This is a genomic window from Natronococcus sp. A-GB7 (assembly GCF_029688865.1).
Lineage (GTDB): Archaea > Halobacteriota > Halobacteria > Halobacteriales > Natrialbaceae > Natronococcus.
This window is the reverse complement of sequence record NZ_JARUKV010000004.1, coordinates 94234-117166: the sequence shown is the minus strand read 5'-3', so window position 1 is coordinate 117166 and position 22933 is coordinate 94234. Positions and strand designations below refer to the sequence as shown.

Here is a 22933-nt window from a genome sequence, read left to right as displayed (position 1 = left end):
CGGGACCCTCGAGCCCGAACGGTCAGGCGATGGGAGTCGAATCGCTCGCGGACCGCACCCGACCGACGACCGAGCAGCGATGACCGACCACACGCGGGATTACGCCGTCGCGCCGCCGATCTCGGGCTCGCCGACGGGCTGGGATCCCGGCCGCGGGGAGTCAAACGGCTGGGAGCACGGCACGCTCCGGCGGGCCGTCGTCCACGGCGTGCGCCTGTTCAACGACGGCGAGTTCCACGAGTCACACGACTGTTTCGAGCTCGAGTGGTACAACTACGGCCGCGGGACGGCCGAGAGCGCCTTCCTCCACGGGATGGTCCAGGTCGCCGCCGGCGCCTACAAGCGCGCCGACTTCGAGGACGACGGCGGGATGCGCAGCCTGTTCCGGACGGCGCTGCAGTACCTCGAGGACGTTCCCGACGACTACTACGGCGTCGACGTCCGCGAGGTACGGGAGATCATGGAGACGGCTCTCGAGGAGCCCGCCGCGATCGACGGCTGGCGGATCCCGCTGGACGGCGAGCGACCGACCGCGCGGGCGATCGATCGAGAGTACGCGGCCGACCTCGAGAACGGGCCCTGAGGGCCGCGTCGATAGCCCGAGACGGCGCGAGCGCTATCGGACCGAATCACATTTGAAGCCGAAGTTCGTACGACTGGTAATGAAAGTTGCACAGCTCGGGACAGGAACGCCCGAGATAGCGGTCGTTGCGGGAATCCACGGCGACGAACCCTGCGGAGTTCGCGCCGTCGAGCAGTTGCTCGACGAGAACCCGACCGTCGAGCGTCCGGTCAAGCTCGTGGTCGCCAACGAGAAAGCCCTCGAGCGGCAGGTTCGGTTCGTCGACGAGGATCTCAACCGGGCGTTTCCGGGTGCCCCGAACGCGAAGACCCACGAGGGACAGCTCGCCGACGAGCTCGTCGACGAACTGTCTGGCTGTTTCGCCTTCTCGATGCACTCCACGCAGAGTCACGCCGAACCGTTCGCGATCGTCAACCAGGTCGACGAACAGGCGAAGTCGGTCTGTCCGCAGCTGCCCGTCCAGGCGATAGTCGAGACCAGCGAGTTCGCCGAGGGACGACTGTTCTCCGAGATCGAAACCGTCGAGGTCGAGTGTGGGCTCCAGGGCTCGGAGACGGCGGCCCAGAACGCGCTTCGGCTCACCCGATCGTTCCTGACCGCCGTCGACGCGCTGCCGGGTGATACGGTCGGGCGCGACCTTCCAGTCTACCGGCTCGTCGACGCCATCCCGAAGGGAGAGGCCGACAGCTACGAGGTGTTCGTCGACAACTTCACCCAGATCGAGCCGGGCGACCCGTTCGCCGCCGCGGACGGGGACATGCAGGTCGCAAACGAGTCGTTCTACCCGGTGCTCATGTCCTCCTACGGCTACCGCGACGTCTTCGGCTACGCCGCCGAGAAGCTCGACGTGCTGTCGACCTCGAGCGCGGCCGACTGACCGACCGATCGCCACGCGTACACGCGGAAGGTCGTTCCCTTCCCGGCTTCCGGCTCGAGCCGGTCCTGACGGCTCCGAGATACGCACAAGTTTCCCCGAGTGAGGAGGATTGATGCCTCGCCGTCCCCATCGATCGTACAATGACAGCCACAGCACTCCTCGCGGTCGCGTTCGGGGAGCTGTTCCCGAACGGGATCAGCCACTACGCGATCGGCGGGCTCCTCGTCGGGCTCGGCACCGTCGTTATCTATCTGGGCACCGGCATCGCCGCTGGTGCAAGCACGTTCCTCGAATCGACCCTCTCGTACGTCTCGAACCTCTCGCGGTTCCAGCGGTACGTCTCCTCGCGGGACTGGCGGGTCGTTTTCACGCTCGGGATCGTCGCCGGCGCAGCCGTCTACGCGGTCACCTTCCAGTCCGGGCTGGTCTCGAGTTCGCTCCACCAGCCCGCGACGACCGGGCAGCTCTACGACGTCGGCGGGCTGACGCTGTGGATGACCGAGGTCCAGCCCTGGCGGCTGTTCCTCGGCGGGATCCTGATCGGGATCGGCACCCGGGTCGGGAAGGGCTGCACGTCGGGCCACGGGGTCTGTGGCGTGGGCTCGGCCTCGAGCGCGTCCCTCGTCGGCGTGGCGACCTTCCTGCTGATCGCGATCGGGGTCGCCCAGCTGGTGCAGGCCCTGGGGGTGAGTCCCTGATGCGCGGGATTCGAGCTGTGCGAGAATCCCGGAGACGCCAGCGGCGAGCGAAGCGAACCGCGAGCCACGAACGGAGGTGTAAGCGATGAGCGCCGATCACGAGCAACACCCGCTGTTCATGCCGCTGGTGTTCGTCGGCGGGCTGATCTTCGGCTTCGGGCTCGGCTTTAGCCACATGGCCCAGCCCGAGATCGTCCTGAACTTCCTGCAGTTCGAGGACTTCGGGCTGCTCTTTGTCATGTTCGGCGCCGCGGTCGTGACGGGGATCACGTTCTTCGGCATCAAACTGGTCCGAAGCACGGCGCCGTTTACCGGCACTCCCTACGCCCGCCGGCTGAAGACCCTCGACCGAAACGTCGTCCTCGGTGGCGGCATCTTCGGCGTCGGCTGGGGACTTTCCGGAATCTGCCCCGGCGCGGCCTACGCCAGCCTCGGGATCGGGAACGTGGCGATCCTCTACGGGATCGTCGGCATGTTCCTCGGCGCCTACGTTCAGGGCTACTGGCGGTCGGCCCGGGCCGAGGGCGACGCCCCGGCGTCGACGGCTGACTGACGACGCCGATCGAACCGCGGCGCGATAACCGGGGACGTAAGGTCTATCCGCGTCACGACCGTACCCGCTGTATGGACTTTCCACCGAACCAGGGGCTCGATCAGGACGAAGTCGACGAACAGGTCGCCGACGTGCTCGAGGACAACGACGTTGTCCTCTTCATGAAGGGGACGGAACTGATGCCGCAGTGTGGCTACTCCCGCCGCGCGCTCGGGCTGATCGACCAGTATCGCGACGACTACGAGACCGTCGACGTCCTCGACTCGCTCGACGAGTACCGCGCGGCCCTCGAGGACCACAGCGGCTGGGAGACGATCCCGCAGACGTTCGTCGATGGCGAGTTCGTCGGCGGCTCGGACATCCTCGCCGAACTCGAGGAGCGCGGCGAGCTGGCCGAGACGCTCGAGGCCGACGAATAACTAGCGGCAAGACCGAATTGAATTTATTCCTCTTGGAAGCGCTCGAATTTAATAGCAGGTCATATAAGCCACGCGACCGTACTAGGAACCAGCGACCGTCCCACACCTTCCCACTATGTCCACAGAGGAATCCAGACACGTATATCGGCTGCATTCGACCCTCGAACTGCCCCTCGAAGACCTCCACGACCACATCGACGAGGCGACGTACCCCGACGGGGTCTCGGACGTCGAGATCACGCGGCGAAACAACACGCTCATCCTGAAAGCCGTCGCCGAGGACGAGACGGTAAGCAAGTACACGCCGACCGCCCAGCTCAAGGCCAGCGTCACCGAGAACCGGGTCTACGAGGAAGACCCCGACGAGCGACACAACTCCTTTCGCTGGGACGAGGACGAGGAGGACGAGATCGAGTCCGAACTCGTCGAGTTCGCCGCGTTCAAGGGCGACCGCGAGACCGTCCTCCAGAACTCACTGCTGCAGTACGAGATGTTCCTCGTCCTCTGTGAGATCGCCGAGGCCGCCGAGAAAGGCACTCTGACGGCGATCGCCGAGTTCGACGGCGAACTCGAGGCGACCCGGATCGTCGAGGGCGAGCCCCGACCCGCCGACATCGAGGTCGTCGAAGGTCCGCGGGACCACAGCTCGAGCCAGGGCGGCGTCAACTGGCGGGACAACAAGTTCATCAGCGACTGATCGGTCTCGCCCCGCGAGCGTCTCGAAATCCGACCGACGGTAGCGATTTCCGTTCCGTTCCCGTACTCCTCGTATGGACGATCCGAGCAGCTACGGGATCGTCGGCCGACTCGCGCTCGCGGCGTTCGTCACGGTCGCGCCAACGCTCCTCTTTCTGGGTCTCGTTCGGGGGTTAGAACGACTGCAAAACGACGCGCTCGTCCTCGAGCTACGCCAGCAGGGTGCCCTCGAGCCGTCGCCGGACGACGACGTCCTCGCCGTGCTAGCAAACGGGCTCGAGTTCGACCGCGCCGACGGCTCGGGGTCGCGATGTCCGACCTGTGGAGACTCGAGCGACGTCGACGAACAGTGCTGTCGGGAGTGTCTGGCCCGGTTCTCGGAACCCTGACGATCGGGATCAGGAAACCGGTTCGAACCGGTGGAGGACGGCAGTGTTCTCGTCGTCCCACTCGGTACCGTGAGTGCGCTCGATCCGTCGCTTGTAGGCCTCGAGATCCGACGACCCCTCGGCGCGTGCGTCCTCGTCGGTCAGATCCCCGAGTCGACGTTCGGTCACCTCGACGAGTTCGAACGTCGTCCCCTCGATCTCGAAGGTGTCGCCCTCCGCAGCGTGTCTGTCTCCCCGGTGGAGCTGGGTGATTTCGCCCTCGAGCGCACTCGTTCGAAGCCGTTCGGCGGGCAGGAGGTCGCTTGCGTCGATCGTTCCCATGGCCGGACCTTCGGTCGCTGAGGAATAGTACTATCGGTGACTCGAGTGCTCTACAGACCGACCGGTTCGCCGTCGACGTACACCGTCTCCGGGCTCCTGACGGCGCCGATCTCCTCGCAGGGATCGCCGACGAGCGCGAGGACGTCGCCGCGGTTGCCGACCTCGAGCGTGCCGATATCGTCGGCGGGAACGGTCTCGGCGGCGACCCGGGTCGCGGCCTGGAGCGCCTCGTGTTCGCTCATGCCGATCTCCTCGACGAACAGCTCGAGTTCGAGGGCGTTCTCGCCGTGGGGGACCAGCTCGGGGCCGAGGAAGTCCGTCCCGGTCGCGATCGGAACGCCGGCCTCGTAGGCGCGCCGGACGGAGTCGAAGTGGGCTTCGCTGGCCTCGCGGGCCTTCTCGAGGCCGTAGTCGGGAACGCCGTGGTCGGCCCCGTGCTCGAGTAGGCGATCCATGATCGACAGCGTGGGGACGAAGCTCGCTCCCGTCTCGGCGAACAGCTCGAGACACTCCTCGTCGACCCAGAACCCGTGTTCGATGGTGTCGACGCCGTTGCGGAGCGCCGCCTTGATTCCCGGCGCGCCCTGGGCGTGGGAGGCGACCGGAATCCCGACCCGGTGGGCCTCCTCGACGAACGCCCGGATCTCGGCGTCGGTGAACTGGCTCTGGTCGGGGGCGTCCTTCTCGCTCAACACCCCGCCGGTCGTCATGATCTTGAGGACGTCGACGCCGTCACGGATCCGCTTGCGGGCCTCCTTGCGACACTCGTCGGCGCCGTCGGCCAGCGTCGCGAGCGCGTCGTCGCCGTCCGCGGCCCACTCGTAGGGGAGGAAGTGTGAGTCGCCGTGGCCCCCCGTCTGACTGATACTCCGACCACTCGTGAACACCCTCGGCCCCGGAATCGCGCCCTCGGCGACGGCCCCGCGAAGCCCCAGTCCCGTCGAGGAGCCGACGTCCCGGACGGCGGTAAAGCCCGCTTCGAGAAGCGATCGAAGATCCGCGGTCGCTCGTGCGGCGCCGAGTTCCGAGGACTCGGTGGCCCAGACGAGCGGGTTCATCTCCCGGGTCCCTTGCAGGTGAACGTGGGCGTCGATCAGGCCCGGCGTGATTACGGGGTAGCTGTCGTGGGCGGCCCCCGACGGTGCGGCGACGTCCTCCTGCGTCCCGACGGCGTCGATCCGCCCCTCGTCGTCGACGACGAGCCGGCCGTCCGACAGCGGCGATTCGTCACGGCCCGTCACGACCACGTCGGCGTCGATAACTCGCATATCAAGACGTTCACAGCGGGGGTGGTTAGCAGTTGTGCGTTATCGCCCGTCGTCCTCGACGGGATCTCGAGCGAGGAGCGTCGGTCCGTTGTCGTCGGCGGAACCGTTCGACGAGGGCGAGTCGCCTCGAGCGATCGAGGCGCCGACCTCTCGACCGAGTTCGGAGTCGGCCTCGAGCAGGAGTCGCAGCGTCCCGCCGTCGGCCGTAGCGATCGTCAGCTCGGTCGCGCGCGTTCGCGAGAGTCCGACGCCGTCGAACGCGGCGACGAACCGGGGTGTGCAGGCGAGGTTCGCCAGCCCGACGACCGTTGCGAGCGCCAGCAGCGACGGGGAGATCGCCGAGAAGACGGTCGCGAGCGCGGCGATCGACAGGAGGAGGAAGCAGCCAGCGCCGACCAGGAGCCGCCGAACCGGCCGCTCGAGCCCGGTTGCCGCTCGGATGCGGTGGGTCGCCGCGAGAGCCGTCGCGGCGACCGCCGCGAGCGTAGTCGTGAGCGCGCCGCCGATCGGTCCCACGCCGGCATCGGCGCCGACCGCGACAAGGACCCAGATCGCCGCCAGCAGCGCTCCGGCGGCTCCGACCAGGAGCGCGTCGTCGGTTCGGAACCGATACTCCAACCGGGTACGGGGTCGGCTCCGAACCGAGCTAACGTGTTCGTGTTCGACGCTCGCGAACGCACCTCCCTCCGAGACGCAGAGCACGCGCCGATCGGTGAGGCCGACGGTCACCGACCCCAATCCGGGCTCTCCGAGGAACGAACCGGTCTCGAGAACGCGAACCGATTCGTCGTCGACGAGGTGTCTCGCGAGTCGGTCTTCGGGGAACGTCATCGCACGGGTCTGGACCGACGGTGTACAAAGTAAACCACCGCATTCCGCCGGCATCGTCCGGTGAACGCGCCGACACGGTCGGCTCGAGACGCGCTCCCGCGAGACCGTCCCAGCAGGGCGGTCGAACGGAACGGCCACCCTACCGAAATTCGCAGTCACGAAAAAGAATTATATAATGGTTTCTCTCTAATTCAATTCTGTAGTATCTTAGCTAGATACAATACAGTATCGCTTGAAATATCGTTCAGCCAGTTTAACTTACTATGACAGATCACTCCCGCCGACGGTTCGTTGCAGGTATCGCTACGACAGGCCTTGCAGGAGCGATCGGTACCGGGACGGCGACTCGGGGCGACGCTCGAGGCGGGCCGCCGGATCACGCGAACGCCCGCACCCGCGGACGGCTCGAGTTCCTCGGCCACGAACTCACCGAGGATTCCCCGATGTACACGTTCGGAGACGTCAGCGAGGACGGACGCTGGGGCGTCGTCAGCAGCTGGCCCCGAACCGGGATCGAGACCGCGAGCACGCTGTACGACCTCGACGATCTGGCGGATCCGACCGAGGTACACCGCGTCGAGTCGGCCGAGGGCACCAGGTCGAACCACGTCCGGTTCGACGGCACCCGCGACGGGCTGTACTATCGTTCCCAGGAGATCGACGACGATGACGTCGGTGAGAAAGGGATCGAAGTCGTCGACTTCGGCTGGGAAGAAGGGACGCCGGACGATCCCGTCGTACTCGCGCAGGTCGAGACGCCGAACACGGGCGTTCACACCCTGAGCGAGCATCCTGACGAGGAGATCATGTATCTGATCGACAAGACCGGCAGTCAGCCGGGCGTCATCCCGCTCGACGTCAGCGATCCCGCCGACCCCGAACTCGGCGAGTTGGCCGGGCCGAACGGCTACTGTCACGCGACGGAGGTCGATCCCGTGCGGAACGTCCTCCACTGTGCGTACATTGCCGGCCAATTCCAGGGGTACGCGATCCTCGATCTCGACGAGCCGATGCAGCCGACCGAGATCGGCCGTTTCGACTACACCCAGGCGCCCGACTACACCGAGGTCGGCGAACCCGGCTTCGAGAGCTGCCACCACGCCCACTTCGACCCCGAACGGGATATCGCGGTCGTCGGCGACGAGATCGGCTCCGGCGTCCCGGGTGGGAAACACGTCTTCGACATCGGCTGGGACGAGGGGAGCCTCGAGGACCCACAGCCGATCGGCTTCACCACCTCGCCGGACGCCAGGGAGATGGGTGCTGGCCAGACCTTCTGGTGGACGACTCATTTCCACGACATCCTCCGGGACGGCGACGAGACGCTGCTCGTCGACGGCGGCTACCGCAATGGCGCCTGGATGGCCAACATCACGGATCCGCGGAACCCGGTCCCGACCGAACGGTACGGGACGACCGACGGCGCGGAGATCGCGACCGACCACGACGACGTCGGGGTTGTCCCCTCGACGCCGCCGTTTGCCTGGGGCGCGGTCTACAATGAGGCGCGGGACTTCGTGTTCGTCAGTGACAGCGTGACCGGCGCGTTCACCTTCCGGCCGTCCGCGAAACCGGCCCGAGGGAGAGACGGCGGCGGCCCCGGGAACTACTACGACCTCGAGGCAGCGTTGACCGACGAGTAGAACTTCGTGGACGAGTCGGCTTCGCTCCCGCTATCTCGTCATCTCGTCGCGTCTGGGTCCTCGTGACGGCGACTCGACGGAAGCACGAGTCCCGGAACGGCCCGGACCAGCCGCCGGAGCGTCCCAAGCGAGAAGAGACCGAACTGCGAGAGGAGGCCGACCGCGACCAGCGCCAGGAACGCCGGCGACGCGACCTCGAACAGCAGTGGTTCGAGAGTTAGCGACTCGTAACCCGCGACGATCCCCTCCGGGGTGAGCGATCGGGAAGCGAGCGCAGCGCCGACGACCGCCGTGATCGCGGCGGTCACCCACCGCGTGAGTACCAGCCCGAGGACGGCGGCGACGAGGCCGACGGCGACGGCGCCGCCCCACTCGGCGAGCCAGCCGTCCACGGCGGCGCTCGAGGAGAGCGCGGCCGTTGCGAGGACGGTCCCGACGACGAATCCCAGTAGCGAGACGGCGACGGACAGGAGCAGATAGCTCCCGAGACCGCCGACGACCGCGCCGAGTGCGGCGGCCGTTCCCGCGGCCGCGGCGCCCTCGAGTCCCAGCGCGGCTCCGACCGCGGGGCCGACCAGATACCCGCCACCGGCGCCCGCCGCGAGACCCGTGGCGACGACGCCGTACACCGAGAGGGCGGTGCCGGAGAGCAGGAGGGCGATCCCGGCGAGGACGAACGCGGCGGCGACCGCATCGATCATGGTGAGTATTCTCGAGCCAGGATAAATAAACGATTTGTTCACTCGCCGACAGCCGACCTGTCCGGTAGCCTCTAGCGTCCGGAGTTCCGTCAGAGGTTTCCGGTCCCACAAACGGTTTAACGCTCCTAATTATATCTAATTACAGTACGATGACCGAGAACTTCCCCGACTACGTCGACGTAAACTACGACGACGGCGAGGGCCAGGATCCCGAGGACTACCCGCACATCAACGACAAGATCGAGAAGGCCGTCGAGGTCACCCGACAGGGTCTCGAGCAGTACGAGAACCCTGCGGTGATGTGGACCGGCGGCAAGGACTCGACGCTCGTGCTGTACTTCGTCAAGGAGGTCGCCGAGCGGTACGACCTCGAGGTCCCCCCCGCGATCTTCATCGACCACTACCAGCACTTCGACGAGATCCACGACTTCGTCGACGACTGGGCCGACCGGTGGGATCTCGAGGTTATCTACGCGCGCAACGAGGACGTCGGCGAGTACGTCGACGAGCACGGCCTCGAACCCGGCGACGAGATCGAGATCGAGGAGCTCTCCGAGCAGAACCGCCACCACGTCCGGGATCTGCTCGAGTACGAGGAGGACACCTTCCCGTTCCTGCTCGACACCTACGTCGGCAACCACCTGCTGAAGACGGTCGCGCTGAACAACGCCTTAGAGGAACACGACATCGACGGCATCCTCTCGGGCGTCCGCTGGGACGAACAGGAGGCCCGCGCCGACGAGACGTTCTTCTCGCCGCGCCATGACCCCGACATCTACCCGCCCCACGACCGCGTCCAGCCCATCCTGCAGTTCGAGGAGGCCGCCGTCTGGGAGGCGTTCTGGGACTTCGTCGTCCCCGACACCGTGTCGGAGTTCCCCGACGAGGGCTACGTCCCCGAGGGCAAGGACGACCTGCCCGAGGGCCTCGAGCCCCGCGACACGCCCGTCTCGCCGAAGTACTGGGAAGGGTTCCGATCGCTGGGTAGCGAGATCAGCACCGAGAAGACCGAGGACGACCCCGCCTGGCTCCAGGACCTCGAGGGGACGACCGAGCGCGCGGGCCGCGCCCAGGACAAGGAGGACCTGATGGAGCGTCTTCGCGATCTCGGCTACATGTAGCGGTAGTCGGTCAGCTTCCTCCCACGACTTTAGTCGTGCTTCCGCCTCGAATACGTGTGAGTACACTCGGCTTCGTGATCGCTTTCGCCGGCTTTCTCGTCCTGTATTATGCGACAACGGGTGGTGAGACCGCTGCCGAGCTGGCATTGGGGCTGGCAGCCGATGGGGCGTGGTGGTAAAGCCTAGCGCTGTCGTTTCTGGCGCTGATGGCGCTGATGGCGTTGGTCGTCCTTCCACACGAGCTCTGTCACAGTATCGCCATCCAGGCGTTCGGTGGCGAACCGCGGTACGGCCTGGGTGTGTCCTCCTTCAGTTCACCGCTGGCCCGAGAGTTTTCGTCGTCGGCGTGGTAGTCGGATTAGTGTACGCCTATACTCGGACACGACGGCGTAGCGGCGAGGCTGTCCAAAACAGGAATTGAGAACAGACCATAGTTTTGAGGCCCGCGGTGAATAGAGCGCATCGTGTATGCGGTAGAGAGACGATTGATATATATTCTTAAGAGTCAATAGTTGCGGAACAGTGACACGAAATATCTCGGAACGGTTTACGACCGGTACGGTATTCGTCCTTATCGGGATCATCCTGCTGCTCTCGACGACTGGCTTTATCGAGATGCGATCGGTCTGGGGATGGATCCCGGCACTGTTCGTACTCGTGGGCGTGTGGGCACTGGTCCGTAGCGAGTTCCGTAACCTCGTCGGTCCGGTCATGATCATTGCGATCGCTGGTACGTTCTTGCTCAGGAACGTGGGACTCATCGCAGACGGCGTAATCGGGACCTGGTGGCCGCTGTTCGTCGTCCTCTTCGGGTTGCTAATCATGATCAATCGCTCGCGGCGTCGTCAGCGAATTCGACTCGAGAGTCATACCGCGGAGGAAGTTACTGTTGTTGCGGTGTTCGGAAGCGACGAACGCCGCCCCGTCACGGAACAGTTCTCCGGTGGTGAACTCGTCTCCGTTTTCGGAGACGCACGAGTGGACCTCGGCGATGCCGGCGTCCGGGCGCGCCCAGCGATCGTCGAGACGATTACGGTGTTCGGCGATAGCGAGATTCGGGTTCCAGCAGACTGGAACGTGGCGTTAGAAACAGTGAACATCTTCGGAGAGACGACCGATCGTCGGCGGGATTCGGGTAAACGAAACGCGACGGACGACCCTGAATTGATCGTGACAGGCATCTCCATGTTCGGGGATATCGAGGTTCGGGACTGATTGTACATGCTGTGTACTGGGAATCGAAAACTGCGTACACTCTCAGACAGTAGGTGGGGAACGGGCGACGACTCGAGAGCGGACTACAGAGCCATTCGCAGATACCCGTGGCGAATCTTTTTCTAACGAACCGAGAGAGGTGACACAGCATGACACAACCAAGTCGGTACGAGACCGCCGCGACGGTGGCCCTCCTGCTTCTGGCGGTGGTTGCGAGTGCGCTCGGTCTCCTTCGAGACGGACACTACGTCGAGTCCGGGTTCGAACTCCTCCGCTTGCAAGCCCAAGACGCGGTCGTCCTTTTCCTCGGCGTTCCCGCACTCGCAGTCGGTCTCTGGCTGGCTGTCCGGGGCTCACTTCGTGGACGTCTCATCTGGCTGGGTTCTCTCGCGTTTATGGCCTACATGTGGACCCACTACGCGTTCGTCGTCTCCTACAACGACTTTTTCCTCGGCTACGTTGCGCTGTTCGCCCTCGCTGTGTTCACACTCCTCAGTGGTATTGCAACAACGAATTCGATCCAGGTATACGACGCACTCCACGACGAAATCTCGACGCGGTTGTACGTCGTGTTCCTCGCGGTAGCAGCAGTCGGCCTCACGTTCATGTGGCTATTCGACATCGTTCCTGCCCTGCTTGTGGGTGAACCCCCGTCCGCCATTGCGCAGTTCGGGCCGGAGGCGGCCCACACCTACGTTATCGATCTCGGCATTCTGGTTCCGTCACTCGCCATTACCGCCATCTGGCTACACCGTTCCCGGCCGTGGGGATACGTCTGTGCCGGTGTGTTGCTCGTCTTTGCAGCGTTGATCGCGCCGACACTGACCGCAATTACAGTCGTGGATATGGGGGAGGGCATCGAGATCTCGGCTCCGATTCTCGTCGGGACGATCGTTCCCCCGCTCCTCGGGTTACTCTTCGCCGGAGCCTACCTTCGTAGACTATCCGAAGTCACCTCTTGACATCCTCCTCCGCCTGAAGGCCGTGGTATTGCGCCTGTTCCGCGTATAACTGTTTGACCTGTACAGCGAACGATAGCAATTACATTTTCGCCGTCTCTCGAGCAACCGACGGTGCGTTTCATACGGCTCCCTCGCGTGTGTCGTTCGATGACCGACGAGGACTCGAGACCCATCGACGACGCGCACCGATCCCGTCCCGCGACCGAGGCGAGCTACGGAATCCCCGACGACAGCGAGGGCCTGCTCTCCTGGGCGTTCGTCGGCGAGAAGCTAGCCGGCGACCGATCGTACTGGATCACGACCGTTCGTCCGGACGGATTCCCGCACGTCAGGCCGACCTGGGGCGTCTGGGTCGACGGGGCCTTCCACTGCGGGGGTGGGGAGCGGACGCGGTGGGTCCGCAACCTCGAGCGAAATCCCGACATCGTCGTCCACCGCGAGGACGCCGCGGAGGTGGTCATCCTCGAGGGCCGGGCCGAACGACTCGACGAGGAGACGGCCGACGCCGACCTCCTCGAGGAACTCGACGGGGCCTACGAGGAGAAGTACGACGTTCGGCACGGAACGCCGTTCTTTCGGGTCCATCCGAACGTCGCGTTCGCGTGGTCGGAGTTTCCGACCGATGCGACTCGCTGGACGTTCACCGACGGACGATAGGAGAGCTGATCGGACTCGAGGAAGCCGGCTACTTCAACGCCCGGTACTGACCGTGTTTGATCCCGATCAGCAGCATGATTCCGCCGAAGATCACCATCGACGGGACGACCATCATCAGGATACTGTCGGTCGTCATCATGTCCGAGGCGATCATCCCGACCGCGCCGAGCGTGATCAGCGCGATAAACGTCGCCGCCGTGGTTGGCAGGTCGAACTCCATACGTAATCGTGGGACGGCGAACCCCCAAAGGGTATCGGAAACCGGCAGTGCGCTCGACCTGATGTTCGGGCTGGGCCGAACGTATTCGGATCCGACAGCTCCGCCGAGCAGCAGGGTTTCGGAGATCGGACGCTCTCGGTTTCGAAACCCCTAGGTCTCGAGGTCGCTTTCCAGCCCGTGCGCCGATTCGACGAGTTCCCGTAGACGTCCGACGAACCGGGCGGCGGGCGCGCCGTCGACGACGTCGTGGTCGACCGTGACCGTGAGGCTGAGGAACTCTCGAGCCACGACCTCTCCCTCGACGAGCCTCGGCTTGCGCTCGATGCCGCCGACCGTGAGCTGGAGCGCGTAGTTCGTCGGACTGATCCCCCACCCGCCGCCGGGGCCGAACATGCCGATCGAGGTCACCGCGACGGTGCCGGCGACGCGTTTCCAGCGTCGGGGAAAGGTCCGAGGCAGCCGCCAGAACAGCCGTCGGACGGGACCGGGGAGTCGCAGTCCCGCGACCGACAGCCCGCGCTGTCGTCCCGCGTTCGGATCCGTCTGGGCCGCTCGGATCTCGTCGTGGATCGACTCGAGCGACCGTCGGTTCGCCGCTCTGAGGACGTGCGGGACGCCGATCCGCTCGCCGTCGATCTCCCGCTCGATCAGGACGTTCACGTCGACGTCCTCGAACCGGACGAGTCGGCCCCGCCAGTCGCGGTAGGTCTGGACGCGAGGGTGGTCGTCGATCGCTCGAGCGAGACAGAAGACGAGAAACGCGGTGAACGACCGTCGCGTTCCGGTGCGCTCCTCGTAGTCGTGAATGTACCGTCGGGCCTCGGTCACGTCGAGTTCGACGAGCCCGTGGACGACGCTCCGTCGGCCGGCTGTCCGCATGTAGTCGACGGTGCCGCGTCGCTGCAAGGGGAAGGGTTCGATCGTTTCGCCGCGCTCGGTCATAGTCGTCGGACCACGAGGAGGAGTATACCGCTTGCCGCGACCCCAGTTCAGCTCGAGGGACGCACCAGGTTCGCCAGCGCAACTGCAAGTCCCAGCAGCCACCCCATCGGGAACGCGATCGCGGTCCACATCGCCGCGTAGGCCGCGCCCGCGAGTTCGAAGTTCGCCCGGAGCAGTTCGTTGATCCCGCCGACAGCCAGCGGCCCCTCGAGCAACTGAACCGCGAACGCGTAGCTGGGCTCGAGGACGACCCCCTCGAGCGAGGGTGTCACGAGCGCGGCGACGACCGGGGGCAAAAGGAGGGCGGTCAGCGCGAACGGGTACGCGAGCAGCACGGAGGCGGGTCGGCCGCCGACTCGCGAGCAGCCGGCCGAAAGCGCCGTCGCCCCCGTTGCGACTGCGCTGGCTGCGGCGACCGCGAGGACGGCGTCGGGCTCGAGCTGGAAGTGGGCGACGGCCGTCAGCGTCCCCCACGCGAGGACGGCGAGGGCGGTGACGCCGACGACGCCAAACCGGGTTCGGGTCGAGTCGAGTTTCGCCGCGTAGTAGCGGGTCGCGAAGCCGAGGACGGTGAGGGGGTACAGCGCCAGCAGGCCGAGCGCGCCGACGATCCCCCAGCCGTAGTAGCCGACCTGCTGGGGTGTCGTCTCGGGGCTCCACCGGCCCATGACGGCGTGGCCGTGGCCGCGCTGTCTGGGAAAGGCGAGCGCCATCCAGCCGCCGTGGAGCCGCCGGAGATCGGTCGCGACCTCCCCGACGACGCCGGCGTTACCCCTCCGTGTGCGGGTTGCCATAGCGCCTGCGACGGCTCGAAAAGTGGTAAGCTTTCTTGCTATTCAGGAGTTCGAACTGCTCGAGCGCTGCGGCTCGAGTCAGTTCCAGGGAGCGAAGTCGGGATCGACCTCGCGGCTGACGTCGTCGACGTTGTCGATCGTGTCGATGTCGGAGCGGTCGAGTTCGACCAGCAGCGACTCCCAGTTGCCCTCGATGTGGTCCTCACCGGTCGCCTTCGGGATCGCGGTGATGCCCTTCTCGCGCAGCCAGGCGAGGCTGACCTGGGCCTCGCTGACGCCGTGGCGGGCCGCGACGTTCTGGATCCCCTCGTGGTTGAACACCTGTCCGCGGGCCAGCGGCGAGTAGGCGACGACGTCGACGTCGTAGCTCTCGCAGCGCTCGCGCAGGTCGTCCTGCTGGAGCAGCGGGTGGAGCTCGACCTGGTTGGCCGCGATCGGCGCGTCGCAGACGTCGATCGCCGTCTCGAGCTCCTCGGCCATGAAGTTGCTGACGCCGACGTTCTCGATCAGGCCCTCGTCGTACAGCTCTGCGAACGCGGAGAGGGTCTCCTCGGGCTCGTACGCCCCGGCGGGCCAGTGGACATACAGCATGTCGAGGGAGTCGACGCCGAGGCGGTCCATGCTCGCCCGAGCGGTCTCCTTGACGTCCTCGTAGCCGAGGTTGTCGGTCCAGATCTTCGTCGCGAGGAAGACCTCCTCGCGGTCGACATCGGCGCTGGCGATCCCCTCGCCGACGGCTTCCTCGTTGTCGTAGGCCTGTGCCGTGTCGATGTGTCGGTACCCCTGCTCGAGGGCGTTCCGGACGCTCTCGGCGCACTGTTCCGGATCGTCGTTCTGCCAGGTGCCGAGGCCGAGCATCGGCATCCCGTGAGACGTCGTCGGACAGAAGTCGGGGGCGATTTGGTCTGCCATGTTCGAAGGATGCGTCAGGACCCGAAAAGGGGTTGTGATTGCGTGAGCAAGATCCGCGGTTCGGCGCGTTAACTCGACGCACAGTAGTAGATCGTAGCACGGGTTCTGTGTTCAGAGGGGAACCGCGAAACAGCCGTTCCGCACGGGCGAACCGTGTGTCAATTGACGGACCGAACTCGCACCGATCATTCTTTCTGCGGTGGCGTGCGCTGTCGACCGTTCGAGCGCAAGTGAGGGCGGTCGACGATACTGCGCGAGGTCTTCGTGAACAGCGTGAACGAAGGCTTGTCAGAGCGCGCTCTGACAGTGGATGAGCGAGGGAGCGACACGACCGAGCGAATCGGCTGGGGAGGGCGTGGCAATCCCCTGTGTTCGTGTTGGCAGGAGCTGTTTCCGTAGATACTACCCCGAAAGCCTTAGCCGATAACGTCTGATCCCCACTGTAGACTCGAGGCCGGATGCTCCATACGTACGCTCTACGTAACAATTCGATCGATCCAAATTCGCGGTCCGGACCGAATACGGAAGCTACGATACGGCCACTGACACCCGCTTCTGGCTCTCGAGTCGCCCGCTACTGGTACATCCGCAGCGGCTGAGCCTGGGAGCTCTCCTCCTGGCTCAACTGCTGCATCTGGCGGGCGAACTGTTCGCGTTTCTCCCGGATCTCCTCGGCCCGACCGACGAGCTCCTCGACATCGATCGAGACGTCCGTGATCGGTGCGATCCCTTCCTCGAGCAGGACGCTCGCCGCCTCGGGATCGGGAAACTGCGGGCTCGAGTCGACGATCAGTCCCAGACTATCGTCGCCGCGCTGTGCGGCGCGGTCGAGCAACGCCCCCGTGGGTCCGCTGACGACGCCGTCCTCCGGCGGCGTCGCGATCCCGTGGTCCTCGAGCGTCTCGAGTTGGCTTCCGGTCGCGATCCCGTACAGCGAGGGGGGCTCCTCGCGCTCGGCGGGGAGTCCGCTGAGGTAGATCGGTCGCGCCTCCTGGGCGGCGATCCAGCTCGAGACGCAGTTGGCGACGCTGCCGACGGCCGGCGAACCGATCGGCACGTCGCTCTGTAGTGCGATCAGGTCGTGGGCCTCGCTGGCGTAGAGCCGAACGGGCGGGCGTACTCGCCCCTCACCGGCTCGGTACGTTCCCACGCGGGGCAACCCCTCGCAGTCGACGCTGGCGTAGTACTCCATCTCGAGTTCCCTGATCAGGTGGTCGGTCGCGATCTTGCCGACGAGGCCGACGCCGGGAAACCCCTCGACGAACGTCGGCTCCTCGAGCGATACGTCGGGTGCCTGTAGCTGGATCCCTGCCATGTGCTGACAATCGTTGGTGAGCGGCATAAAGACGGTGCCGACGTGCGCGGCGGTTCGAAACCCACAAGCGACGGGCTCACGAATCCGCGAGCAATGGAGCCACTCGAGCGGTATCGGCCAATCGTCGACGACTTCGAGGCGTTTCTGGCCGCCTGCGAGCGATCCCTCGGCAATGCGGTTCGCGTGAACACGATCAAGGCCTCCGTCGACCGGGCGACGGCGGCCCTCAAGGCCGACGGCGTCGGCTACGAGGAGGCCGACTGGAACCCTCGGGTGCTGCGACTCGAGACCGACTCGCCGGGCTCGACCTGGGCGTCGTTTCACGGATTCACCCACGGCCAGGAGGAGGTCTCCGCGGTTCCCGCGACCGTGCTCGATCCCGAACCCGGCGAACGGGTCTGGGACTGCTGTGCGGCCCCCGGCGGGAAGGCGACCCAGCTCGCGGCGTTAATGGACGACCGGGGCACCGTCGTCGCCAACGACAGCAACCTCGGGCGGATCTCCGCGCTGCGTTTCAACGCCGAACGACTCGGTGCGACTAGTCTCGCCGTCACGAACGACGACGCCCGCAACTACTCCCTCGAGCGGTTCGACTTCGACGAGTTCGATCGCAGTCTCGTCGACGCGCCCTGCTCCTGCGAGGGGACGATCCGGAAGAACCCCGACGCGCTCGACGGCTGGTCGGAGGGCTACCTCGACGAGGTCTCGGGGATCCAGAAGGGAATTCTCGGGCGCGCCGTGCAGGCGACGCGGGAGGGCGGCACCGTCGTCTACTCGACGTGTACGTTCGCGCCCGAGGAAAACGAGGCCGTCGTCCAGCACGCGCTCAACAAGGAGGATTGCCGGGTCGTCGACTTCGACCTCGACCTCGAGCACTCCCCGGGACTCACCGAGTGGGACGGCCAGGAGTACGACGAGCGTCTCGAGCGAGCCGCGCGGATCTACCCCCACCAGAACGACACCGGCGGCTTCTTCGTCGCGAAACTGGAGGTGACGGCCTGATGGGTAACGACGCCTCCGGAGGCGAATCCGACGCGGATCTCACACAGAACGACGGTCAGCGCTTTGGCCGCCTTCCCGCGACGGCCGACGAACGAACCGTCGAGGGCCGAGTCAGTCGCGAGGCGGTCGTGGACTACTTTGCGGACCGATTCGGCATCCCTCCCGAGACGTTCGACGAGTACACCTTCTGGGAGAAAGGGGCCGGAAAAATCTGGATCTACGCTGGATCGGCCCCCTCGCCGATCGCGATCGAGGCGATCGGGATGACCTGTCTCCGGACGCGCCAGGAACACTGGAAGCCGACGACCGACTTCGTCCAGCGGTTCGGCCGGGAGGCCGAGGAGTGCGTGATCGAACTCGAGCCCGAGGAGGGCCGGGCGTTCGCCGCGGGCGAGGACCAAGAGCTCGAGCGCTGGGAGGGCGACTGGGGGTATCTGATCGCCGCCCACGATATCGCCGGCGAGCTCGAGCCGATCGGCGTCGGACTGTACGTCCACGGCGAGTTGCGCTCGATGGTGCCGAAGGGACGCCAGCGGGAGCTGTGAAACGGTCAAAACACCGGTGTCGTTCCGCTCGCACCGACGAGAATCCGTGCAACGATCCCAACCATCACGGAGTACGTGACGTTGACCAGTGTTCCGGCGAGATAGAACAGACTGTTATTTTTCATGTCGTCGCTCCGGACGATACTTTTTGCTGCGAAAATGACCGCGATCGCCGTGTACGCACCGACGAGAACCAGCGTCAACAGGAGAACGTTCTCGGTCTTCCCGACGACGACTCCAATATCGCGATCAGTGTCGGTAACGGTATCGGCATACTCCGAGTCAGCCCACGAAAGTGTCCTCGTTACTACCGAACCACTGGTCACGACTACTCCGAGGTAGGCAGCGACGATGATCGCAGCATCGGTCACCGCCGGGGCGATACCGATCCCAGTCATCGGCCGTACGCCTCGAGCGTTCGCCGTAATCGGGTCTCGATCGTCTCGGCGAGTGGCCACGATGCGCCCCGGAGTGCGTTCGAAACGGCTTGCTGGCTCACGTCCAGATCGTCGGCAACCGCTTGCTGATTGCCGGTTCGCTCGTACAGTTCGACTACGTCGCGTTGACGGTCGGTCCACGATTCGCGAAGATGTAGCAGCAGGTTGATCTCGTCTGCAACTGCGGTATCGAGCGGGGCTGTCCCGGTATCGAGGTCGAACCGAAGACCGGTCCGTTCGATGGATTTCAGGAGTTCTGTCGCCCGGTGGAACGCCTCCCCGTCCATCTGCGAGACATCCTGGTCGTCGACTCCGAACTCGATCTCCCCGAAAGCGACCGCAAGCCGAATGGAGTGTGGACGGAGGCGATCGGTGAGCGCGACGACGATGTTGTAGAGGTGTTCGACCGATGTCAACACAGCGCCTATTTCGTCGATACCTTTTAGAGCGGAAAGCGGCGTAGCGAAAGAGTCCTCGTACGACTCCGTGACCGTCTGCCGAGTGTCCCTGAGTTGCTTTCGAAATCCGTCTCGATCGGTAATCTCCCTCGAACCGACTACGTCCCCGAGCAGGACGTATCGTGAGGAAGGCGTTTTGGAGTTGCCGGGTTCCATTCGTGTCTGTTTCACAACTACACAAGTGAAAAAGATTGTTATAGTGAATACAATCGATATTGGTTGTATACTGCCGTTGGATCGGAGAGAGCAGCCGTCCGCTCCAGCGAGAGTCTGTAGACGAACGTCAGCGTTCGACGAGTGTCCCACCCGCCAGCCCCTCCCACTCGACGCGATAGCCGAGTTTCGAGAGCACCGCACTCGAGTCCCCGATTCCGTAGGACTCGAGGATCGCCTCCGCTTCGGACAGCGACGAGCCGGCCTCGAGCGCCTCGCCGAGTTCCTCGAGCACCGACGGTCGAACCAGCGTTCGGCCGACCAGTTCGTGCTCGGGGAAGGCGACGTCGGCCAGCGCGTCCTCGCTCACGCCGCGGTCGGCGGCCAGCTCCTCGAGCGTGTGGACGTCGGCGTCTGGTCGCAGCTCCTCGGGCAGTGCGGCCGCGCTGTCGGCGACGAGCTGGCGCTCGTACTCCCGGAGGACATCGCGGACGTCCTTCAGCCGAACGTTACCGGAGTAGGGGATCGCCCGGAAGTCCCGTGCCGCGATCTCCTCGCCGACGCCGAGCGACTCGTCGACGGCGACGACCAGCTCGACGTCCTCGAGATCGGCGAGCTGGGCGAGTTTCTTCTCGACGTACTCGGGCGTCCAGAAGCCCATGATCTCGAAGAAGACCCGAAAGTCGCTATGCGAGTAGTCGAACGCGAAGTCGGGGATCATCACCCGGGTCCCGGTCTCGAGGGGCTCGGGCTCGCGCACGAGCTCCCAGTCGAGCTCGAGACTCGAGAAGCGCCCGGCGAAGTCGGCCTCGACGCCGCTGTCGAAGGAGACGTCGGCGACGGGCTCGGCGTCGGGCACCCGCACGGGATCGGCGTCGGAGAGCTCGAGGACACGTTCGGTGCCCCGGTCGTCGATCGTCGCCTCGAGGTGCCACTCGTCGGCTTTCGCGACCGTCCGCAGAAGGCGGGCGAACCTGGTGCCGTACCGACGGGTCGCGCGAAAGAGGTGAGTTGGACCGGTGACGACGACCTCGCGGTCGCTCAGGTCGGTTTCGTTCGCGTCGTCCGTCTTGTGAATCTCGTACATCAGTCGAAGCCGCTTGATCGCCGACACCAGCGCCTTCGGATCGCTCGACCTGACGCGGAGTTCGGTGGCGTCGAACAGCGCCGTCTGTGCCAGCGAGAGGTTGTACTGGGCCACGAGGTCGGCGGGATCCCACCGCGATTCGATCGCCCCGAGGACCTGTCGTTCCTCGAGATCGGCGTACAGCGCCGACTCGAGGGCGTCCGGCGAGAGCCCGAGCCCGTCGGCCGCGCGGGCGAGCGCCGCCTCGCGGTCCTCGCCGGTGACGACGCCGACGGCCTCGGCCGCCTCGAAGGCCACCTTCCGGGCGCGTTCGGGATCGATCGCCGCGTCGGTCTCGAAGCTCGCGTCGCGCTCGAGCAGGGCCGAAAACCCCCGGACGAGCTTGAAGTGGTCGGCATCGCGCTCGAGATCGGTCAGGGCGCTCTCGAGCTCCCCGCGGGACTCGCCGACGTGGCCCTGGTAGGTCCCGATGACGCGGGCGGCCAGCGGACGGTGCTCGCGGCTCGCGAACTGCGGGTGGTAGCCGCCGCCTGCTCTCGAGACGCGCAGCAGGTCCTTCGTCAGCATCTATCTCGAGTCGGCACGCCGAACGCAAAAGTGGCCCGCACCCTGGGACTGGGATTCGAGCGGTCGATGCAAGGAAACGGCGGTCAAGAGGTCAGTCGTCGGCGGGCGAGGTGGCGCCCGTCGTCGGCTCCGGGACGCCGGCGACGTCAGCACCGGTGTCGGCGGTCGCGAGCGTGACGCCGACGATCGTCGCGATGCAGACGGGCCAGACAAGAATCGGGAAGTACTCCGGCAGCAGGTAGAGATTGCCGATCGACGAACCGAGGCCGACGACGATACCCGCCAGGATCGCCTCTCCCGTCGTTCGTTCCCAGAACAGCATGAACAGCAGGGGCAGCCCGAACGTCGCGCCCAGTCCGACGTACGCGAACTCGATGATCTCGAAGATCGTACCGGGACGGACGAACGCGAGTGCGATACCGCCGAGCGCCAGGACGCCGACGGTCGCTCGGCCGAGGAGGATGAGCGTCCCTTGGCTCGCGTCCGGGTCGATCCGCGCCTCGTAGAATCGCGTGAAATCGGAAGACGCAACCAGCAGCATCGAGTCCGACGTCGAGAGGATCGCCGATACGATCGCCGCGAGCAAGATGCCGGCGACGATAGCGGGGAAGAAGTCGACGATCGCCATCATCGCGACGTTCTCGGGGTTGTCGACCGAGCCGTAGAGGACGCGACCGGCGGCCCCGATGAGCAGGGGAACCGTGAGTCGCAGCGACTGGAATGCGACGGCGATGACCGCGGCCGGACTGAGCAGCCGTTCCGAACGGATCGCCTGCAGCCGCATCAGCGAGTGGGGCTGACCGATGGTTCCGAACGCGAACGTCACCCACGCGAGCGTACCGATGAGCAAGGCCTGGCCGGCGAGCCCGCCGGTAATATCGAGCAGCGCCGCGTCCTCGACCGCACCGGCTTCGGCGACGAACGCCGACCAGCCGCCGACCTCGCCGATCATCAGGATCGGCAGGGTGACCGCAGCGATGAAGATCAAAATGCCCTGGAAAACATCGGTCCAGATCGAGGCGTTAAACCCACCGAGCATCGTGTAGAGTCCGACGACGACGCCGCCGATCGCGATGGCGATGCCGTAGTCGATCCCGATTCCGGTGTCCATGGCCTCGCCGACCGCGATGATCTGCGCACCAACGTATGCGCCCATGAACACGAGGATCGAGAGCGTCGCAACGACCCTGATCTGCGTGCTGAGTCGGTCGTTCGTGACGGCCAACGAGAGGTGATCGGCGATCGTAATGGAGCCGAGCGCCTCGGACTGACGGCGGAAGCGCGAGCCCACGTACCGGTACATGAAGATGACGAGCAGAATCATCGTAATCGAGAACCACAACCCGTTGATACCGGTCGCGAAACCGACGCTGACCCAGGCGAAGAAGGTCCAGCCGCTGGCAACCGAGGAGACCTCGGAGATGGCGACCGGCCACGCGCCGACGTCTCGGCCGGCGAGCAGGTAATCCGAGAGGCGGTTCGTCTCCGTCGTCACGAAGAAGTACGCCCCGATCGCCAGCAGGATGAGGAGATAGGCGCCGAACGTGAGTTGGATGGTCGAGAGCAT

27 protein-coding genes are annotated in these 22933 nt (G+C 65.4%); 14 read left to right on the top strand and 13 right to left on the bottom strand.

Annotated elements, in window-relative coordinates; genetic code table 11:
- Positions 1–79 precede the first annotated feature (79 nt).
- From QA609_RS05210 to QA609_RS05180, 7 genes are all read left to right on the top strand, one after another.
- Positions 80–583 (top strand): DUF309 domain-containing protein, encoded by a 504-nt coding sequence (locus tag QA609_RS05210; RefSeq protein WP_278301520.1) that lies wholly within the window; start codon positions 80–82, stop codon positions 581–583.
- Between the two features lie 79 nt (positions 584–662).
- Positions 663–1460 (top strand): succinylglutamate desuccinylase/aspartoacylase family protein, encoded by a 798-nt coding sequence (locus QA609_RS05205; protein ID WP_278301519.1) that lies wholly within the window; start codon positions 663–665, stop codon positions 1458–1460.
- Positions 1461–1600: 140 nt separating this feature from the next.
- Positions 1601–2158, top strand: coding sequence for a YeeE/YedE thiosulfate transporter family protein (locus QA609_RS05200; protein WP_278301518.1), 558 nt, complete (start codon positions 1601–1603; stop codon positions 2156–2158).
- A gap of 85 nt (positions 2159–2243) precedes the next feature.
- Positions 2244–2711, top strand: a complete 468-nt coding sequence (locus QA609_RS05195; protein ID WP_278301517.1) for a DUF6691 family protein — start codon at positions 2244–2246, stop codon at positions 2709–2711.
- Positions 2712–2782: 71 nt separating this feature from the next.
- Entirely contained in the window at positions 2783–3130 is a 348-nt protein-coding gene (locus QA609_RS05190) for a glutaredoxin family protein (protein ID WP_278301516.1), read from the top strand.
- A gap of 115 nt (positions 3131–3245) precedes the next feature.
- Positions 3246–3827 (top strand): hypothetical protein, encoded by a 582-nt coding sequence (locus tag QA609_RS05185; RefSeq protein ID WP_278292685.1) that lies wholly within the window; start codon positions 3246–3248, stop codon positions 3825–3827.
- A 73-nt stretch (positions 3828–3900) separates the two neighbouring features.
- Entirely contained in the window at positions 3901–4215 is a 315-nt protein-coding gene (locus tag QA609_RS05180; RefSeq protein ID WP_278301515.1) for a zinc ribbon domain-containing protein, read from the top strand.
- Between the two features lie 9 nt (positions 4216–4224).
- On the opposite strand, the gene QA609_RS05175 is transcribed toward QA609_RS05180, so the two are convergent.
- From QA609_RS05175 to QA609_RS05165, 3 genes are read right to left on the bottom strand one after another with little or no spacing between them, the layout of a single operon-like run.
- Complete coding sequence (locus QA609_RS05175) at positions 4225–4536, bottom strand: ASCH domain-containing protein (protein WP_278301514.1); 312 nt, start codon at positions 4534–4536, stop codon at positions 4225–4227.
- Positions 4537–4586: 50 nt separating this feature from the next.
- On the bottom strand, positions 4587–5804 hold the full coding sequence (locus QA609_RS05170; RefSeq protein WP_278301513.1) for an amidohydrolase family protein: 1218 nt from the start codon (positions 5802–5804) through the stop codon (positions 4587–4589).
- 39 nt (positions 5805–5843) lie between these two features.
- A complete protein-coding gene (locus QA609_RS05165) occupies positions 5844–6635 on the bottom strand; it encodes a hypothetical protein (RefSeq protein ID WP_278301512.1) in 792 nt (263 codons plus the stop codon).
- A 263-nt stretch (positions 6636–6898) separates the two neighbouring features.
- Between QA609_RS05165 and QA609_RS05160 the strand changes: the two genes are divergently transcribed.
- Entirely contained in the window at positions 6899–8278 is a 1380-nt protein-coding gene (locus QA609_RS05160; RefSeq protein WP_278301511.1) for a regulatory P domain-containing protein, read from the top strand.
- Positions 8279–8316: 38 nt separating this feature from the next.
- On the opposite strand, the gene QA609_RS05155 is transcribed toward QA609_RS05160, so the two are convergent.
- Entirely contained in the window at positions 8317–8979 is a 663-nt protein-coding gene (locus tag QA609_RS05155; RefSeq protein WP_278301510.1) for a phosphate ABC transporter permease, read from the bottom strand.
- A 149-nt stretch (positions 8980–9128) separates the two neighbouring features.
- Here QA609_RS05155 and QA609_RS05150 point away from each other — a divergent pair, with 149 nt between their 5' ends.
- From QA609_RS05150 to QA609_RS05135, 4 genes are all read left to right on the top strand, one after another.
- Positions 9129–10100 (top strand): phosphoadenosine phosphosulfate reductase family protein, encoded by a 972-nt coding sequence (locus QA609_RS05150; RefSeq protein ID WP_278301509.1) that lies wholly within the window; start codon positions 9129–9131, stop codon positions 10098–10100.
- Between the two features lie 522 nt (positions 10101–10622).
- Positions 10623–11315, top strand: coding sequence for a DUF5668 domain-containing protein (locus QA609_RS05145; RefSeq protein ID WP_278301508.1), 693 nt, complete (start codon positions 10623–10625; stop codon positions 11313–11315).
- A 149-nt stretch (positions 11316–11464) separates the two neighbouring features.
- A complete protein-coding gene (locus QA609_RS05140; RefSeq protein ID WP_278301507.1) occupies positions 11465–12277 on the top strand; it encodes a hypothetical protein in 813 nt (270 codons plus the stop codon).
- A gap of 147 nt (positions 12278–12424) precedes the next feature.
- Positions 12425–12934, top strand: a complete 510-nt coding sequence (locus tag QA609_RS05135) for a pyridoxamine 5'-phosphate oxidase family protein (protein WP_278301506.1) — start codon at positions 12425–12427, stop codon at positions 12932–12934.
- A gap of 28 nt (positions 12935–12962) precedes the next feature.
- Here the strand turns inward: QA609_RS05135 and QA609_RS05130 are convergent, their stop codons facing one another.
- From QA609_RS05130 to QA609_RS05110, 5 genes are all read right to left on the bottom strand, one after another.
- On the bottom strand, positions 12963–13154 hold the full coding sequence (locus QA609_RS05130; RefSeq protein WP_278301505.1) for a hypothetical protein: 192 nt from the start codon (positions 13152–13154) through the stop codon (positions 12963–12965).
- A 150-nt stretch (positions 13155–13304) separates the two neighbouring features.
- Positions 13305–14096, bottom strand: a complete 792-nt coding sequence (locus QA609_RS05125) for a 2-oxo acid dehydrogenase subunit E2 (protein WP_278301504.1) — start codon at positions 14094–14096, stop codon at positions 13305–13307.
- A 47-nt stretch (positions 14097–14143) separates the two neighbouring features.
- A complete protein-coding gene (locus QA609_RS05120; RefSeq protein ID WP_278301503.1) occupies positions 14144–14890 on the bottom strand; it encodes a hypothetical protein in 747 nt (248 codons plus the stop codon).
- Between the two features lie 78 nt (positions 14891–14968).
- Positions 14969–15802, bottom strand: a complete 834-nt coding sequence (locus QA609_RS05115) for an aldo/keto reductase (protein ID WP_278301502.1) — start codon at positions 15800–15802, stop codon at positions 14969–14971.
- Between the two features lie 574 nt (positions 15803–16376).
- Positions 16377–17117, bottom strand: coding sequence for a proteasome assembly chaperone family protein (locus QA609_RS05110; protein WP_278301501.1), 741 nt, complete (start codon positions 17115–17117; stop codon positions 16377–16379).
- A 93-nt stretch (positions 17118–17210) separates the two neighbouring features.
- Here QA609_RS05110 and QA609_RS05105 point away from each other — a divergent pair, with 93 nt between their 5' ends.
- Positions 17211–18119 carry an RsmB/NOP family class I SAM-dependent RNA methyltransferase gene (locus QA609_RS05105; RefSeq protein WP_278301500.1) on the top strand — a complete coding sequence of 303 codons (909 nt, stop codon included), beginning with the start codon at positions 17211–17213 and terminating at the stop codon, positions 18117–18119.
- A complete protein-coding gene (locus tag QA609_RS05100) occupies positions 18119–18664 on the top strand; it encodes a hypothetical protein (protein ID WP_278301499.1) in 546 nt (181 codons plus the stop codon). The genes QA609_RS05105 and QA609_RS05100 overlap by 1 nt, the downstream gene beginning before the upstream one ends.
- Before the next feature lie 5 nt (positions 18665–18669).
- On the opposite strand, the gene QA609_RS05095 is transcribed toward QA609_RS05100, so the two are convergent.
- The 4 genes from QA609_RS05095 to QA609_RS05080 form a co-directional block, all read right to left on the bottom strand.
- On the bottom strand, positions 18670–19062 hold the full coding sequence (locus tag QA609_RS05095) for a hypothetical protein (protein WP_278301498.1): 393 nt from the start codon (positions 19060–19062) through the stop codon (positions 18670–18672).
- Entirely contained in the window at positions 19059–19715 is a 657-nt protein-coding gene (locus tag QA609_RS05090; RefSeq protein WP_278301631.1) for a SatD family protein, read from the bottom strand. The genes QA609_RS05095 and QA609_RS05090 overlap by 4 nt, the downstream gene beginning before the upstream one ends.
- Before the next feature lie 127 nt (positions 19716–19842).
- Complete coding sequence (locus QA609_RS05085) at positions 19843–21366, bottom strand: DUF790 family protein (protein ID WP_278301497.1); 1524 nt, start codon at positions 21364–21366, stop codon at positions 19843–19845.
- Positions 21367–21457: 91 nt separating this feature from the next.
- The gene (locus QA609_RS05080) at positions 21458–22933 is read right to left on the bottom strand and encodes a sodium/proline symporter (RefSeq protein WP_278301496.1); all 1476 of its coding nucleotides are present in this window, start codon (positions 22931–22933) and stop codon (positions 21458–21460) included.

Excerpts from the sequence above, each read along its gene's own strand:
- QA609_RS05210 (WP_278301520.1), top strand. The coding sequence starts at position 80 with ATGACCGACCACACGCGGGATTACGCCGTCGCGCCGCCGATCTCGGGC.
- QA609_RS05205 (WP_278301519.1), top strand. The coding sequence starts at position 663 with ATGAAAGTTGCACAGCTCGGGACAGGAACGCCCGAGATAGCGGTCGTT.
- QA609_RS05200 (WP_278301518.1), top strand. The coding sequence starts at position 1,601 with ATGACAGCCACAGCACTCCTCGCGGTCGCGTTCGGGGAGCTGTTCCCG.
- QA609_RS05195 (WP_278301517.1), top strand. The coding sequence starts at position 2,244 with ATGAGCGCCGATCACGAGCAACACCCGCTGTTCATGCCGCTGGTGTTC.
- QA609_RS05190 (WP_278301516.1), top strand. The coding sequence starts at position 2,783 with ATGGACTTTCCACCGAACCAGGGGCTCGATCAGGACGAAGTCGACGAA.
- QA609_RS05185 (WP_278292685.1), top strand. The coding sequence starts at position 3,246 with ATGTCCACAGAGGAATCCAGACACGTATATCGGCTGCATTCGACCCTC.
- QA609_RS05180 (WP_278301515.1), top strand. The coding sequence starts at position 3,901 with ATGGACGATCCGAGCAGCTACGGGATCGTCGGCCGACTCGCGCTCGCG.
- QA609_RS05175 (WP_278301514.1), bottom strand. The coding sequence starts at position 4,536 with ATGGGAACGATCGACGCAAGCGACCTCCTGCCCGCCGAACGGCTTCGA.
- QA609_RS05170 (WP_278301513.1), bottom strand. The coding sequence starts at position 5,804 with ATGCGAGTTATCGACGCCGACGTGGTCGTGACGGGCCGTGACGAATCG.
- QA609_RS05165 (WP_278301512.1), bottom strand. The coding sequence starts at position 6,635 with ATGACGTTCCCCGAAGACCGACTCGCGAGACACCTCGTCGACGACGAA.
- QA609_RS05160 (WP_278301511.1), top strand. The coding sequence starts at position 6,899 with ATGACAGATCACTCCCGCCGACGGTTCGTTGCAGGTATCGCTACGACA.
- QA609_RS05155 (WP_278301510.1), bottom strand. The coding sequence starts at position 8,979 with ATGATCGATGCGGTCGCCGCCGCGTTCGTCCTCGCCGGGATCGCCCTC.
- QA609_RS05150 (WP_278301509.1), top strand. The coding sequence starts at position 9,129 with ATGACCGAGAACTTCCCCGACTACGTCGACGTAAACTACGACGACGGC.
- QA609_RS05140 (WP_278301507.1), top strand. The coding sequence starts at position 11,465 with ATGACACAACCAAGTCGGTACGAGACCGCCGCGACGGTGGCCCTCCTG.
- QA609_RS05135 (WP_278301506.1), top strand. The coding sequence starts at position 12,425 with ATGACCGACGAGGACTCGAGACCCATCGACGACGCGCACCGATCCCGT.
- QA609_RS05130 (WP_278301505.1), bottom strand. The coding sequence starts at position 13,154 with ATGGAGTTCGACCTGCCAACCACGGCGGCGACGTTTATCGCGCTGATC.
- QA609_RS05125 (WP_278301504.1), bottom strand. The coding sequence starts at position 14,096 with ATGACCGAGCGCGGCGAAACGATCGAACCCTTCCCCTTGCAGCGACGC.
- QA609_RS05120 (WP_278301503.1), bottom strand. The coding sequence starts at position 14,890 with ATGGCAACCCGCACACGGAGGGGTAACGCCGGCGTCGTCGGGGAGGTC.
- QA609_RS05115 (WP_278301502.1), bottom strand. The coding sequence starts at position 15,802 with ATGGCAGACCAAATCGCCCCCGACTTCTGTCCGACGACGTCTCACGGG.
- QA609_RS05110 (WP_278301501.1), bottom strand. The coding sequence starts at position 17,117 with ATGGCAGGGATCCAGCTACAGGCACCCGACGTATCGCTCGAGGAGCCG.
- QA609_RS05105 (WP_278301500.1), top strand. The coding sequence starts at position 17,211 with ATGGAGCCACTCGAGCGGTATCGGCCAATCGTCGACGACTTCGAGGCG.
- QA609_RS05100 (WP_278301499.1), top strand. The coding sequence starts at position 18,119 with ATGGGTAACGACGCCTCCGGAGGCGAATCCGACGCGGATCTCACACAG.
- QA609_RS05095 (WP_278301498.1), bottom strand. The coding sequence starts at position 19,062 with ATGACTGGGATCGGTATCGCCCCGGCGGTGACCGATGCTGCGATCATC.
- QA609_RS05090 (WP_278301631.1), bottom strand. The coding sequence starts at position 19,715 with ATGGAACCCGGCAACTCCAAAACGCCTTCCTCACGATACGTCCTGCTC.
- QA609_RS05085 (WP_278301497.1), bottom strand. The coding sequence starts at position 21,366 with ATGCTGACGAAGGACCTGCTGCGCGTCTCGAGAGCAGGCGGCGGCTAC.
- QA609_RS05080 (WP_278301496.1), bottom strand. The coding sequence starts at position 22,933 with ATGCTCTCGACCATCCAACTCACGTTCGGCGCCTATCTCCTCATCCTG.